We start from the raw sequence: 14,015 nt of genomic DNA on the forward strand, positions 1-14,015 counted from the left end.
AGCTACTCCTCTTCCTTCACCGGAGCGTAGAACGACACGCCCCGCACGTTCTCGTCGACGCGGAGCCGCTCGTGGACGGACGGGAAGGCGCGGGCGCGGCAGTCGCTGCGCTCGCAGAGCCGGCAGGTGATCCCGACGGGGGTGGAGGCGGCCAGGTTCACGAGGTCGTAGCCGTCGGCGTAGATCACCTTCCGGGCCGAGTCCACGTCGCAGGAGAGCTGCAGGGAGTAGAGCACGTCGGGCGCGCGGTAGCCGCCGCGGTGCTTCCGCACGGTGCGCGCCACGGAGAAGAAAGCGTTGCCGTCGGGCAGCCGCGAGAGCTGCGTGTGGATGACGCCGGGCTGCAGGAAGGCGGTGTGCACGTTCCAGAGCGGGCAGAGCCCGCCGAAGCGCGGGAGCCGGATGCCGGTCGCGCTGAACTTCTTCGAGATGTTCCCCGCCAGGTCGATCCGCACCATGTCGAACGCGACCCCCTTCGCCCCCTTGCGGTTCAGCGTCGTGAGCCGGTGGCACACCTGCTCGTACGATACGCGGAAGCGGTGTCCCAGGAGATCCAGGTCGTACCGCAGGCTCTCGGCCGCACGGTGGAACTCCTCGTAGGGGGTGAGCACGGCGGCGGCGAAGTAATTGGCCAGCGCCACGCGGCAGAGCGAGCGCGCCTCCTCGGACGTGAGCGAGGGGTCGCGCGACATGAGGTCGAGCGTGTCGGAGCAGGTGAGGAGCCCGACCTGATGCGCGAGCTGGAAGTTGCGCGAGCCGCGCCGCAGCACCTCGGAGATCCAGAGCTCGCGCCGCTCGGGGTCGAAGCGGCGCACGGCGCCCCCCATCTCGCTCACGGTCAGCACCTTCACCCGCACCTTGAGCCGCTTGGCCAGGTACTCGGCCAGCGCGCCGAAGAGATCCTCGGTGTCCAGCTTCGCGTCCTTCCAGAGCCGCTCGGCCTCGGCCTCCAGCTCAGGGAAGTGATTCTGATGGCGCTGGATCAGGTCGGAGACCTGCTCCGAGGAGGGGCCGCTCCGGTCGATCCCCGCGAGGTCCTGGCGGTCCACGACCTCGGCGGCGAGCATCTCGGCCGAGCCGCGCGCGGCGGTGTAGGCGTGGTGCAGGTGCAGCACGGCGCGCGCGAGATCGGGCGTGGTGGCCACGAACTCACGCACGTCGCGCTCCGAGACGGTCTGCGACTCGAAGAGGGGATCGCCGAAGGCTTCGAGGAGGTCGGCCGAGATCTGCGAGTCCTCGCCGCCGGAGAAGGCGCGGAGATCCACCTCGAAGCGCTGCGCCAGGGCGAGCAGGAGGTTGGCGCTCAGGGGGCGCCGGTCGTGCTCGACCAGGTTCAGATAGGAGGCGGAGATCCCGAGCTTGGCGGCCATCGCCGCCTGCGAGAGACCCTCCTTGGCGCGGAGCGCCCGGATGCGTTTGCCCAGCCCTGTCGCCATTCTCAGAGTTTACATCATTTACAACTTTACCGAAAGATACGTACTTTCGTTATCATCTTAACTTCATGTCTTTCAAATACTTGTTGACTTCAAACCAGGTCGCCTTTACTATCGTGAATGTCGTCAACGAGGGGTGGGACGGGCTGACGACCGCGTCCTGCCCCTTTGCTGTTCGCAGTCAGGAGGTGAACCGTGGAAGCCACGACGATTACCCGCGAGCGCGCGGAGGGCATCGAGGTCCGAGGCCCCATGCGCCCGCTTTACGACGAGATCCTGACGGCCGAGGCGCTCGCGTTCCTCGCTCGTCTGACCCGCGAATTCCGTCCCCGCATCGAGGAAGCCCTGACCCGCCGCGCGCAGCGGCAGGCGCGCCTGGCCGCGGGGGAGAAGCTCGAGTTCCTGAACCTGCACCCCGAGGAATGGACGGTCGCTCCGATCCCGGCCGATCTCCTGAAGCGCGCCGTCGAGATCACCGGACCGGTCGACCGGAAGATGGTGATCAACGCGCTGAACTCCGGCGCCGACTGCTTCATGGCCGACTTCGAGGATTCGACCGCGCCGACCTGGGACAACAACGTCCAGGGGCAGATCAACCTTCGGGACGCCGTGCGCCGGACGATCGCCTTCGCCGATCCGGCGAGCGGGAAGTCCTATGCGCTGAACGAGCGCGTCGCGACGCTGCTCGTCCGGCCCCGCGGCCTCCACCTTCCCGAGCGGCATCTCCTCGTGGACGGGAAGCCCGTTCCCGGATGCCTGTTCGATTTCGGCCTCTACTTCTTCCACAACGCGCGCGAGCTTCTTTCGCGCGGCACCGGCCCCTACTTCTACCTCCCCAAGATGGAGTCGCACCGCGAGGCGGCGATCTGGAACGACGTGTTCGTGGCGTCCCAGGGCGCGCTCGGCGTGCCGCGCGGCTCCGTCCGCGCCACGGTGCTGATCGAGACCCTGCCCGCCGCCTTCGAGATGGACGAGATCCTCTGGGAGCTGCGCGAGCACGCGGGGGGGCTCAACTGCGGCCGCTGGGACTACATCTTCTCCTTCATCAAGACGCGCGCGCACGAGGCCGAGGCGATCCTTCCCGACCGCTCGCAGGTCACGATGGACCAGCCGTTCCTGCGCGCCTACGCGCAGCTTGCCGTGAAGACCTGCCACCGCCGCGGCATCCACGCGATGGGCGGGATGGCGGCGCAGATCCCGATCAAGGGCGATCCCGAGGCGAACGAGCGCGCGCTGGCCAAGGTCCGCGCCGACAAGCTGCGGGAAGTGAAGGACGGCCACGACGGCACCTGGGTGGCCCATCCGGGCCTGGTCCCGATCGCGCGCGAGATGTTCGAGGCGCACATGAAGGGGCCGAACCAGATCGACCGGAAGCGGGAGGACGTGGAGCCCTCCGCGCCCGCGCTGCTCGAAGTGCCCGACGGCACGCGCACCGAGGATGGGCTCCGCCTGAACGCGCGGGTCGGCATCCAGTACCTGGCGGCGTGGCTCTGCGGCAACGGCTGCGTGCCGCTCTACAACCTGATGGAGGACGCGGCGACCGCGGAGATCTCGCGGACGCAGGTCTGGCAGTGGATCCGGCACGGCGCGACGCTCGAGGACGGGCGGCCCGTGACTCCGGACCTCTTCCGGCGCGTCGTCGACGATGAGATGACGCGGATCGCCGGCGACGTGGGGCCGGAACGGTTCCGCGATGGACGTTACGACGAAGCGCGGGCGCTGTTCGTGCGGCTTTCGACGGCCGAAGCGCTCGAGCCCTTCCTGACCCTTCCCGCCTACGATCTGCTGGATCGGGTGGATCGGGACTGACCGCGCGACCTGCGCTACGGGAGAACACACCATGAAATCGCGAATTCGTCAGACCGGACCGTTCGAGAAGAGGGACCGCTGGGCCGGGATCGTCCGTCCCTACACCGACCGGGACGTCGCCGCCCTGCGCGGCACGGTCCAGGTCGAGCACACGCTCGCCCGCCGCGGCGCCGAGCGGCTGTGGTCGTTGCTGCACGATGAGCCGTACGTGTCGGCGCTGGGCGCGCTCACCGGCAACCAGGCGGTGCAGCAGGTCAAGGCGGGGCTCCAGGCGATCTACCTGAGCGGCTGGCAGGTGGCCGCCGACGCCAACCTGGCGGGGCAGACCTACCCCGACCAGAGCCTCTATCCCGCCAACAGCGTTCCCAGCGTGGTGCGCCGCATCAACCAGGCGCTCCTGCGCGCCGACCAGATCGAGAACGCCGAGCGGGTCCGCGCGGCCAACGGCAACGGGAATGGCAACGGACACGGTCCGGCCAAGGCGCCGCGCTTCTGGCTCGCGCCGATCGTCGCCGACGCCGAAGCCGGATTCGGCGGCCCGCTGAACGCGTTCGAGCTGATGAAGGGGATGATCGAGGCGGGCGCCGCGGGCGTCCATTTCGAGGACCAGCTCTCGAGCGAGAAGAAGTGCGGGCACCTGGGAGGCAAGGTGCTCATCCCCACCGGGCATTTCATCCGCACCCTGGTGGCGGCGCGCCTGGCCGCCGACGTCCTGGACGTCCCGACGCTGGTCGTGGCGCGCACCGACGCCGACAGCGCGCGGCTCGTGACCAGCGACATCGACCCGCGCGACCACGAGTTCCTGACGGGGGAGCGCACCCCCGAGGGGTTCTTCCGGATGCGGGGCGGCCTGGACTGCGCCATCGCGCGGGCGAAGGCCTACGCGCCCTACGCCGATCTCCTCTGGTGCGAGACCTCGACGCCGGACCTGGACGAGGCGCGCGCCTTCGCCGAGGGCGTTCACCGCGAATTCCCGGGGAAGCTCCTCGCCTACAACTGCTCCCCCTCGTTCAACTGGAAGAAGAACCTGAACGAGGAGACCATCGCCAAGTTCCAGCGCGAGCTGGGGGCGATGGGCTATCGGTTCCAGTTCGTCACGCTCGCCGGCTTCCACGCGCTCAACCACTCGATGTTCGAGCTGGCGCGGGCCTACAAGGAGAAGGGGATGACCGGCTACGTGCAGCTTCAGGAGGCCGAGTTCGCCTCGGAGAAGGACGGCTACTCCGCCACGCGCCACCAGCGCGAGGTCGGGACCGGCTATTTCGACGAGGTGATGCAGGTGATCGCGGCCGGCAGCGACTGCGCGACCCTGGCGCTCAAGGAATCGACGGAAGCGGCCCAGTTCCGGGCCTGATCAAGAACGGGAGGCGCATGCCGATCTATCCGGCATGCGCCATCCCTCGGTCCGCGGCGTCGGCGTCCGCTACCTGATCGCCGTCCTGTTGCCCATCTCCGGAGCGGTCCTGGTCGTCTACACGGCGGTGCAGCTTGCGATCGCGCACGTGACGCACAACGTGGCGCCTCCGCGGCGGATCGCCGAGTCCACCCTCCCCGCCGACGACCTTCCCGCCATGAACGGGGGCGGCTCCGAGCCGCGTCCCGCGCACGAGCCCGTTTCCGCGCCGGCGCCCCGCACGCGCTAGAATCACCTCCCTGGCATCCTGGGAGGGAGGGTCCCTGATCCGTCGAATCCAAGCCGTCGTTCGCCTGGCCGCCGCGGCCCTGGCCGCCGCATGCCTCGCCGCCGTATGCCTCGCCGCCGCTTCGCCCGTGCCGGCGCCGCCCGGGCGCACCGAGGCGGTTTTCGACACCGTGCCCGAATCGGTCCGCGCGCTGCTGCACCCCGCGACCGCCCTCCTGCCCGCCTTTCCGAACGAGAACCCCGCCGCCCTCGATCCGAGCCGGTGGGCCCCCAGCGTCGGCGACAGCGATCGGGTCTGCGCCCTGGAGCTGCGCACCTACGTGCGCGGCACCCCCGTGGCGCTGTCGGACATCCGGCAGCGGAAGCCGGGACAGTCCCTGTCGGCGCGGTATCTGTGCGCCTCCCGGACGTGGCGCGGCCCCCGCTATGCCGGCCCCTTCTACGTCTGGGACGGCCAGAACGCCCTGATCGAGCGGAGCTATCGGCAAACCGACGGGGCGCGCTACCGCGAGGATCTCTATCAGTACCGGGGGAACGGGCTGGTGTGGGCCTACCGCCATCGCGAGCGGAGCGAGGATCAGGTGGGGCCCTCGTTCATGCTGGACGAGTACTACGACCCGGACGGGAAGCTGGCGGGGTTTTCGGTCGAGCGGACCGGGCCCGACTCGCTGGCGGTGCGCTGGCGGCGCGGGGCCGTAGTGGAGGACGAGGCGTTCCGGAAGTGGGCGGGGGAGTTCCGCTAGGCTAGGCCGACACCTCCGCCGCGTCCAGAACCTCGCGCACCTTCTTGATCAGCGCGTCGGGCGTGAACGGCTTCTGGAGAAACGCCACCCCCGCGTCGAGGACCCCGTGGTGGACGATGGCGTTGTCGGTGTACCCCGACATGTAGAGCACCCGCATGCCGGGCCGCTCGCGCAGCACCTGGTCGGCCAGGATGCGCCCGCTCATCCCGGGCATCACGACGTCCGTCAGGAGCATGTGGATCGCCTCGCGGTGCTCGAGGAGGACACGGAGCGCCTCCTTCGGCCCGTGGGCCGGGATCACGCTGTAGCCCGCGTCCTTCAGGATCTCGGCGACCAGGTTGAGCAGCGACTCCTCGTCCTCGACCGCGAGGATCGTCTCCCAGCCGCGCGGCACGACGCGCGCCTGGGGCGTGGCGAGCGGCGGCTCGACCCCCGCTTCGTGGATCGGCAGGTAGACTTTGAAGGTCGCGCCCTGGCCGGGCTCCGAGTAGACCCACATGTGCCCCTGGCTCTGCTTCACGATGCCGTACACCGTGGAGAGGCCGAGGCCCGTCCCCTTGCCGAGCGCCTTGGTCGTGAAGAAGGGCTCGAAGATGCGGGCCCGCGTCTCCGAGTCCATCCCGATCCCGGTGTCGCTCACCGCGATCATCACGTAGGGGCCGGGCTTCACGTCGGGGTGGCCCCGGGTGTAGCTCTCGTCCAGGATCACGTTCGCCGTCTCGATGGTGAGCTTGCCGCCGCGCGGCATGGCGTCGCGCGCGTTCACCGCGAGGTTCATGAGCACCTGCTCCAGCTGGAAAGGATCGGCCTTCACGCGGCCGACCTCGCGATCGAGCGACGCGACCAGCTCGACGTCCTCGCCGATCAGGCGTCCGAGCATCCCGCTCAGGTTCCCCACCACCTCGTTCACGTCGATGACCTTGGGCTGCAGCACCTGCTGCCGGCTGAAGGCGAGGAGCTGCCGCGTGAGGGAGGCGGCGCGGTCGGAGGCTTTCCGGATCTCGTTCAGCTCGCGCTTGCCGATGTCGCCGGGGAGCCGCAGGTACAGAAGGTCGGTGTAGCCGGTGATGGCCGTGAGGAGGTTGTTGAAGTCGTGGGCGATCCCGCCCGCCAGCTTCCCGACCGCCTCCATCTTCTGCGACTGGCGCAGGCGGTCCTCCAGCCGGTTCCGCTCCGTGCGGTCGGCGATCACCGCGAGCACGCCGAGCGGACGGCCGCCGGGCACCCGGAGCGGCGCGCTGTAGACGGCGATGTCGATCATCGACCCGTCCTTCCTCCGCCCCCGCGTCTCGTAGGCCGTGACGGGGGCGCCCGCGCTGATCCGCTTCAGGACGTCCTCGTAATTCTTACGATCCTCCGTGTCCATGGGGCTGTAGGGCTTGCCGAGCATCTCGTCGCGGCCATAGCCGAACGTCACCTCCGCCGCGTGATTCCAGAGGGTGATGTTTCCCTTGGGATCGATGGCCGCGATCGGCAGCGGACAGGTCTCGATCACCGCCTCGAGCTCGGCCGTGCGCTCCCGGACGCGCTCCTCCATCCGGTCGCGCGCGTCGATCAGGTCGGTCTCCACCTCCGCCCGCCGGCGCACGTCGCGGCGCACCCGGTGCGTGGCGAAGGCGACCGTCACGATCCCGACGATTGAGCCGAGCAGGATGAGCACCGTGGAGGCCAGGGCGCTCTGCCGCGCCGCCTCGTCGCGATGGTGGAGGAGGATCGACTCCTGCTGGCGCACGGCCTGCAGCATCGCGCGGGCCTCGTCCATGACGATCCGCCCGCGGTCGTGGAGCAGCCACTGCCGCGCCGACTCGGCGCCCCCGCGCCGCCGGATCCCGATCCCCTCGGCCAGCATGGCCAGCCGCTGGTTCGTGAGCGAGCGGAGGTGCGCGACGCGCTCCCGCTGGTGGCCGTTGTCGCGCGTGAGGAGCCCCAGCGAATCCACCTCGGCGCGAAGCGAGACGGAAGCGGTGGTGTAGGGCTCGAGGAAGAGCGGATCGCCCGTGATCAGGTAGCCGCGCTGCCCGGTCTCGGCGTCGGCGAGCAGCGATCCCACGCGCGCGGCGTGCGCCATGACTTCCTGGGTGTGGGCGACGGAGTCGGAATTGCGGATCAGGGCCCGGATGGAGAGGAACGACACGACCCCGATCAGGATCAGCGCGAAGAGGGTCAGGCCGAACCCGAGGTTCACATGGCGGAGAAGGGCCTTGGGCACGTGGAGGGCTCCCGGTGGAGGCGCGCGCCGCACGGGACGCGGCGGCGGAACCGATGCAGGGAAAAGCCTATCGCCCGGCGGCGGAGGGCGTCAATGGCGCGAGCCCCATCTCCCGGAGGTAGCGCTCGCCACCCGGCCCGTTCAGGCGCCAGTAGGGAAGCCGCGTCGAGCGGAGAAGCTCCCCCTCGTCCAGTCCGTCGCGGCCCATTCTGCCGCGCGGAGTCCCCGTGGCGGACCACGCCCACTTGAGGACGCGGTGCGGCCAGGCCGCCTCGATCCAGAAACGGCCGGTGCGTCCGTCATCCAGGGTCGCGGTGTAGAGGATCGCCGGGAACGGCCCCGCGGGGACGCTCACGCGAACCGGATCGCGCGCGCGGGCGATCGTGGCCGCGACCCAGGCGGCGGGACGGTGGGCGAGGCGGGTGATGAAGGGGCTCGCGAGCAGGGGAAGGGAGCGCGTTCGCCCGGGCGGAAGGAAGTCGCCTCGCAGCCCGCGGAGCACGAGGAAGAGGTCGTCCTCGGCGATCCCCCCCGGCTTCATCGGCAGGGAGAGGGCGCGCGATTCGTCCTCGAAGTAGGAGCGCACGAATCCGCTGACCGCGCGCGGGCCGAACGCCTGCTCCTCGTAGACCTGGCCGCACCACTCGGTGCAGCTGAAGGCCGTCTTGACCGGAGAGAAGTCGCGGCTGTGCGTGAAGAGGGAGATCATCGTGTGGTAGTCGTAGATCCCGGTCTGGAAGCTGCGCGACAGGTTCAGCTTCAGCGCCTCGAACGTGTCGGCCGGGTTCCTCGCGGGGTCGTCCACCTTCACGCGCTTCGCCGCGCTGAAGGGCTCGGTGACGACGATCATGGCGCAGCGTCCCGCCCGGCGCTGGCCGTAGCGGGTGACGTGATAACTGTAGCCGTTCAGCTCGGCCCGGCCATCCTGCCACCAGGACTCGAAGGATGCTGCGGGCGGTGGCGCAGCCATCGCCCGCGGGGCAGGGCGCGGCGGGGCGCCTTCCACGCAGGCGACGGCAGCCGCGAGCCCGTACCCGAGCAACGCCGCGAGCGCGGCGCGCTTCAGCGCGGGAGCGCGGTGCGCACGGCCCGGAGCCGAGCGATCTCGCGGCGCACGAGAACGAAGCAGGGAAGCGTGGCGCCGCAGAAGGTCGCCTGCAGCCGCGGATCGGCTTGCCGCCCCGCCTCCACCGCCACCAGGATTCCCGCGAGCAGGATCAGGGCGAGCGAGATCGCCCCCTGGAAGCGCGCCATTTCCGTGTGCGGCCAGGCGTCCATCGGCCGGAGCAGCTCCCGCCCGTCGTTCGAGTCGGTGCATGCGTTCTTGAGCGGACAGGCGTTGCACATCTCCGCCTTGGCCCGGTAGCGGACCAGCCGCGCCTTCTCGTCCCGCTCGATCCGCCACAGGTAGGTTCCCTCCGAGCACTGCCATGCGTCGAAGGCCTGATGATAGCGGAAGCCGATCGCCTTCACGCGCAGCACCCGCGCGTGCGAACGGCGCGCGGCCCAGCCCAGCGCGGCGGCCACGCCGACCAGGAACAGGGCGTAGCCGCCGACGAACGCCGCCTCCTGAAGCGGCGTCAGGCCCGCGAAGGAGGTCACCGCTCCGCTCCGGCCGGCTCGGTGCGGGTGGCCGCGTCCATGAAGAGCGGCGCCGCCTCGCCGACCGCTTCCGGCACCCGCCGCGCGCCGCGCACCGCGTTCCAGGCGAGCCAGAGGATGGGGACCGTGCCCGCGATGAAGAGGAGGTCCCCGGGGAGACGCACCCATTCGATCCAGACGTTCATCCCGCTGGTGAGGAACTCGAGGGAGCGAGCCTCGACGTAGCCCGCCTTGACCGAGTGGTAGAGCTGCAGCACGCCGAGCGGGAAGAGAGTCGCGAAGGACATCCACGCGAGCCCGATGTTGAGGGCCCAGAACGAGAACTTGGCCGCCCGGTCCGACCAGCGGTCGGGCGGGGTGAGATAGCGCAGGCAGAAGAGCGCGATCCCGATCGCGAGCATGCCGTAGACGCCCATGAAGGCGGTGTGCCCGTGGTTCGCCGTGAGCGCGGTGCCGATCTCGTAGTAGGAGACGATCGGGAGGTTGATCAGGAAGCCGAAGATCCCGGCGCCGAGGAAATTCCAGAAGCCGACCGCGGCGAGGAACATGACCGCCCAGCGATGGGGGAACGCGCGCTTCCCCTCGCCCACCTGCGCCGCGCCGAGCTGGAGGAAGCTCCACGCCTCGACGGTCAGGAACGTCAGCGGCACCACCTCGGCCGCCGAGAAGGTGGCGCCCAGCGCCATCGCCTCCACCGGCGTGCCGTTGAAGTACATGTGGTGCATCGTCCCGATTACCCCGCCGATGGAATAGAGGATGAAGTCGAGGTAGATCAAAGTGAGCGCGACGCGCTCGTGCACGACGCCGAGGAGCACGAAGATGTAGGCCACGATCACCGTCGTGAAGAGCTCGAGGAAGTCCTCGACCCACAGGTGCACCACCCACCAGCGCCAGTACTCGGCGCTCGTGACGTGCGACGCGGTCTGCGCGAGGAGCCCGACTGCGTAGAACGCGGGGATGGCGAGCGCCGCGTAGAAGAACATCCAGGGCATGTTCCCCCGGTGCTCCTGATGCAGCCGCGTGCGAAGCACGCGGTAGAGGATCACCACCCAGAGCACGAGACCCACGGAGAGGAGCGCCTGCCAGAACCGCCCCAGGTCGAGGTATTCGAAGCCCTGGTTTCCGAACCACTCCCAGAGCCGCCCGGCGTAGCCGAAGATCCCCGCGTACTCGCCGGCCAGGCTGCCGAACACGACGAGCGCGACGGCGCCGAGGAGCCCGTACGCCAGGTAGTGCTGCCCCTTCGGTTCGCCCCGCGCGATCATCGGCGCGATGAAGATCCCCGCCGCCAGGTAGGAGGCCGCCACCCAGAAGATCGCGAGCTGGAGGTGCCAGGTGCGCGCGAGGTTGAAGGGGAGGATGCGCGCCAGGTCGATGCCGAAGAAGCCGGCGATCTCGGCGCGGTAGTGCTGCACCGAGCCGCCGAGCAGCGCCTGGCCGAGGAAGAGGAGTCCCATCACCAGGAAGTACCAGGCGGTCGCCCGCTGCGCCGGCGTGAGCGCGACCTCCCCGGGCGCGCGGAAGCCGATCCGCTCCTGGTCGCGCCCGTGCCATCCCAGGAAGCGCCAGCGCCCGAACACGGCGAGCATCACGCCGGTGCCGCCGAGGAGCGCGATCAGCGACAGGACGCTCCAGAGGAGCACGTCGGCGGTGGGGCGGTTCTCGACGAGCGGCTCGGGTGGCCAGTTGTTCGTGTAGGAGTAGTCCTTCCCGGGACGCCGCGTGGAGGCCGCCCAGGCGGTCCAGGCGAAGTAGGCCGTGAGCTGCCGCAGCTCGACCGGGTCGGTGATGGCGCGGGGGCGAAGGCCGAAGCGGGTGGTGGGCTCGGAGAAGAAGGCGGCGTAGCGCGCGACCAGCGAATCGTGCGCGGCGGAGCGCGCCGCGTCGAAGCGCAGGATGCCGGTGGCCGGCTCGTAGCGGTTGGTCTTGAACGCCGCCACCGTCAGGTCGCGCGCGCGGTCGGAGCTCGCGCCGCCGTAGGCGTCGCGCACCATCGTGGCGGACCGGCGGAGATAGTCGGCCGTGTAGTCGGGTCCGAGGTAGGCTCCGTGCCCGAAGATCGAGCCGTATTCCATGAGACCGTTCTTGAGGAAGACCTGCTGCCCCGCGGTGACGTCGGCGCCGGTGAAGAGGACGCGGCCGCTCTCGTCCTGGACCTGTTTCGGGATCGGCGGCTCGGCCTGGTAGGTGCGCATCGCGAGGAAGCCGAGGACGAAGAAGCCGAAGAGGAAGACCAGAATGGCCGCCTGGAACCAGGTCTTGGCTACGAGGAGAGGTCGCATGGGGATCTCCGTGATAAGCTCGCGCGGCGCCACGCCGGACCTGCCGATCGCGCCGAACCGGGGCCCTCCGCCCCGAGAGGAGGGAATCCTACCGATGAATCCCGAGACCGCAACCCTTCAAACCGAAATCGACCGCCTGGAGCGGGAGCTGCTCGAGGGGCGGGAGCGCCTCGCCGGGCTGAAGCGCAAGGCGCCGCGCCCGGCCGTGAAGGACTACACCCTCGCCGGATGGAAGGGCCCCGTGCAGCTGAGCGAGCTGTTCGCGGGGAAGCCCGACCTGATCGTGGTGCACAACATGGGGCGCGGCTGCCGCTACTGCACGCTCTGGGCCGACGGATTCAACGGCGTCTATCCGCACCTGGCCGACCGCGCCGCGTTCGTCGTCTGCTCGCCCGACGCCGTCGAGGTCCAGAAGGAGTTCGCGTCGGGGCGCGGCTGGCGCTTCCCGATGGTCTCGGGCAAGGAATCCACGTTCATCCAGGACATGGGATTCCGGAGCGAGAAGGGGTGGATGCCCGGCGTCTCGACGTTCCACCTGGAGCCGACCGAGGCAATCGTGCGCGTAGCGCACGATGGATTCGGTCCCTTCGATTCCTATTGTTCCGTGTGGCACCTATTCGCGCTTCTTGCCGAGGGTGTGAACGACTGGGAGCCGCAGTACCGCTACTAGCGCATCGCCCTCGCGGCGAGCGTCGCCGCTTCGTAGCGGAGCGATTTCAGATCTTTGTGCCCGTCCGGGTGGACGGCGTTCGTGAGCAGGACGAGATAGGCGTCCATTTCCGGATCGATCCAGAGCGAGACGCCGGTCCAGCCGCTGTGACCGAACGAGGCGCGCGAGAAGACCGCGCCGCGCGGCGCGGAGTAGGGGCTCTCGATGTCGAAGCCGAAGCCGCGCCGAACGCCGAGATTGCCCTCGCACTGATCGGTGGTCATCGCGCGCACCGTCTCCTCGGCCAGGATCCGGCGGCGACCGAGCATGCCGCGGCGGAGAATCATCTCGCAGAAGCGCGCCACCTCGCGCGCGGTGCCGAACATCCCGGCGTGCCCGCCGATCCCGCCCAGGGCTTTCGTGCGGGCGCGCGGATCGTGCACCGTTCCGCGCAGCCACTTCCCGTCCACCCGCTCGGTCGGCGCCACCCGTCCGCGGTCCTTGCGGCTCGTGCCGAAGCGGGTGTCGCGGAACCGGAGCGGCTCGAACAGGAGCTCGGCGGCGAGGAGGTCCAGTCCCTTCCGGAGCCGCCGTTCCGCCACGCCCTGCGCCAGCACGTAGCCGACGTCGCTGTAGGTGAAGCGGGCCCCCGGCGGCGCCTCGAGCGGCTCGCGCGCGATCGCGGCGAAGAGCGCGCGCTTGCTCCCGCCGTAGTCGGGAAGGGGATTGTCGGGGACGAAGCCGGCCGTGTGGGTGAGCAGGCGGTGGAGCGGAATCCGGCCCACCTCGGTGCCGGCCGTCTCGGGCAGGTGGCGCTCGACCGGGTCGAGGAGCGAGAAGGCGCCGCGCGCTGCGTGCTCCACCAGCACCGGCGCGGTCGCCATCACCTTGGTGAGCGAGGCCAGGTCGAAGATGGTGTTCCGGGTCACCCGCTCGCGGCGCGGGCGCAGGGCCCGGTGGCCGTAGGCCGCGTGATAGACTACGCGGCCGCGGCGGCCCGCGACCACGACGGCGCCGGGGATCAGCCCGCCGGCGATGCGGTCCCGCAGGAACACGGAGAGCGGCTTGAATTTGCGGGCGAGGGACCGGGAGCGCGCCCGAGGCGCTGGAGGGTTCGCCATGAGCGGCAGAGGATACGCGAAATGATCGGACATTCCAGCGCGCTCCGGCCTGCCGTTCCGCGGCGGCGCCGCGCCGGGCGCTTTGAATGATCCCGCTCCGCGACGAGAACCGGTCGGGAAGCTTCCCGATCGTCAACGTGCTGCTGATCGCGGCCTGCACCGTTGTATTTCTCTACGAAGTGACCCTGCCCACCGATGGGCTCAAGGCTTTCTTCGATCAGTTCGCCCTCACGCCGGGGCGCATCAGCTACCAGCTCGATTCCGGCTCGGGCTCCTGGGCCGAGCGGATCGCCCCCTTCTTCACCTCCATGTTCCTGCACGGCGGCTGGCTCCATCTGATCGGAAACATGTGGTACCTGTGGATCTTCGGCGACAACATTGAGGACCGGCTGGGCCATCTGACGTACCTGGTATTTTATCTGCTCTGCGGATTCGGCGCCGGCATCGTTCACACCATACTGAACTACGACGTTACGGTTCCAAGCATCGGCGCGAGCGGCGCGACCGCCGGGGTTCTCGGCGCGT

General features: G+C 69.7%; 12 protein-coding genes. 6 read left to right on the forward strand and 6 right to left on the reverse strand.

Going from position 1 to position 14,015, the window contains the following annotated elements:
* Positions 1–2: 2 nt before the first annotated feature.
* The gene (locus tag VE326_14095) at positions 3–1,436 is read right to left on the reverse strand and encodes a short-chain fatty acyl-CoA regulator family protein (protein HYJ34338.1); all 1,434 of its coding nucleotides are present in this window, start codon (positions 1,434–1,436) and stop codon (positions 3–5) included.
* Between the two features lie 249 nt (positions 1,437–1,685).
* On the opposite strand from VE326_14095, the gene aceB reads away from it, so the two are divergent.
* The 4 genes from aceB to VE326_14115 all read left to right on the forward strand — a co-directional run bounded on the left by aceB (position 1,686) and on the right by VE326_14115 (position 5,627).
* Positions 1,686–3,242, forward strand: a complete 1,557-nt coding sequence (gene aceB / locus VE326_14100; GenBank protein HYJ34339.1) for a malate synthase A — start codon at positions 1,686–1,688, stop codon at positions 3,240–3,242.
* Positions 3,243–3,273: 31 nt separating this feature from the next.
* Complete coding sequence (gene aceA, locus VE326_14105; GenBank protein ID HYJ34340.1) at positions 3,274–4,596, forward strand: isocitrate lyase; 1,323 nt, start codon at positions 3,274–3,276, stop codon at positions 4,594–4,596.
* Positions 4,597–4,630: 34 nt separating this feature from the next.
* On the forward strand, positions 4,631–4,885 hold the full coding sequence (locus VE326_14110; protein HYJ34341.1) for a hypothetical protein: 255 nt from the start codon (positions 4,631–4,633) through the stop codon (positions 4,883–4,885).
* A 127-nt stretch (positions 4,886–5,012) separates the two neighbouring features.
* Positions 5,013–5,627 carry a hypothetical protein gene (locus VE326_14115; protein HYJ34342.1) on the forward strand — a complete coding sequence of 205 codons (615 nt, stop codon included), beginning with the start codon at positions 5,013–5,015 and terminating at the stop codon, positions 5,625–5,627.
* Position 5,628: 1 nt separating this feature from the next.
* Here VE326_14115 and VE326_14120 read toward each other — a convergent pair whose 3' ends face one another.
* The 4 genes from VE326_14120 to VE326_14135 form a co-directional block, all read right to left on the reverse strand.
* Complete coding sequence (locus VE326_14120; GenBank protein ID HYJ34343.1) at positions 5,629–7,836, reverse strand: CHASE3 domain-containing protein; 2,208 nt, start codon at positions 7,834–7,836, stop codon at positions 5,629–5,631.
* Positions 7,837–7,903: 67 nt separating this feature from the next.
* Positions 7,904–8,806, reverse strand: a complete 903-nt coding sequence (locus tag VE326_14125) for a hypothetical protein (protein HYJ34344.1) — start codon at positions 8,804–8,806, stop codon at positions 7,904–7,906.
* A 92-nt stretch (positions 8,807–8,898) separates the two neighbouring features.
* Positions 8,899–9,438, reverse strand: coding sequence for a hypothetical protein (locus tag VE326_14130; GenBank protein HYJ34345.1), 540 nt, complete (start codon positions 9,436–9,438; stop codon positions 8,899–8,901).
* Positions 9,435–11,720, reverse strand: coding sequence for a cbb3-type cytochrome c oxidase subunit I (locus VE326_14135; protein HYJ34346.1), 2,286 nt, complete (start codon positions 11,718–11,720; stop codon positions 9,435–9,437). The genes VE326_14130 and VE326_14135 overlap by 4 nt, the downstream gene beginning before the upstream one ends.
* Positions 11,721–11,814: 94 nt before the next feature.
* Between VE326_14135 and VE326_14140 the strand changes: the two genes are divergently transcribed.
* Entirely contained in the window at positions 11,815–12,390 is a 576-nt protein-coding gene (locus tag VE326_14140; GenBank protein HYJ34347.1) for a DUF899 family protein, read from the forward strand.
* Here the strand turns inward: VE326_14140 and VE326_14145 are convergent.
* Positions 12,387–13,490: a serine hydrolase domain-containing protein gene (locus VE326_14145; protein HYJ34348.1), complete on the reverse strand. Its 1,104-nt coding sequence runs from the start codon at positions 13,488–13,490 to the stop codon at positions 12,387–12,389. The genes VE326_14140 and VE326_14145 overlap by 4 nt on opposite strands.
* Before the next feature lie 86 nt (positions 13,491–13,576).
* Here VE326_14145 and VE326_14150 point away from each other — a divergent pair.
* A partial coding sequence (locus VE326_14150; protein HYJ34349.1) for a rhomboid family intramembrane serine protease occupies positions 13,577–14,015 on the forward strand: 439 nt, incomplete at its 3' end.

This window comes from Candidatus Binatia bacterium (assembly GCA_035631035.1).
Taxonomy (GTDB): Bacteria; Eisenbacteria; RBG-16-71-46; order SZUA-252; family SZUA-252; genus DASQJL01.

Excerpts from the sequence above, each read along its gene's own strand:
- VE326_14125 (HYJ34344.1), bottom strand. The coding sequence starts at position 8,806 with ATGGCTGCGCCACCGCCCGCAGCATCCTTCGAGTCCTGGTGGCAGGAT.
- VE326_14140 (HYJ34347.1), top strand. The coding sequence starts at position 11,815 with ATGAATCCCGAGACCGCAACCCTTCAAACCGAAATCGACCGCCTGGAG.
- VE326_14095 (HYJ34338.1), bottom strand. The coding sequence starts at position 1,436 with ATGGCGACAGGGCTGGGCAAACGCATCCGGGCGCTCCGCGCCAAGGAG.
- VE326_14145 (HYJ34348.1), bottom strand. The coding sequence starts at position 13,490 with ATGGCGAACCCTCCAGCGCCTCGGGCGCGCTCCCGGTCCCTCGCCCGC.
- VE326_14110 (HYJ34341.1), top strand. The coding sequence starts at position 4,631 with ATGCGCCATCCCTCGGTCCGCGGCGTCGGCGTCCGCTACCTGATCGCC.
- VE326_14135 (HYJ34346.1), bottom strand. The coding sequence starts at position 11,720 with ATGCGACCTCTCCTCGTAGCCAAGACCTGGTTCCAGGCGGCCATTCTG.
- aceB (HYJ34339.1), top strand. The coding sequence starts at position 1,686 with ATGCGCCCGCTTTACGACGAGATCCTGACGGCCGAGGCGCTCGCGTTC.
- aceA (HYJ34340.1), top strand. The coding sequence starts at position 3,274 with ATGAAATCGCGAATTCGTCAGACCGGACCGTTCGAGAAGAGGGACCGC.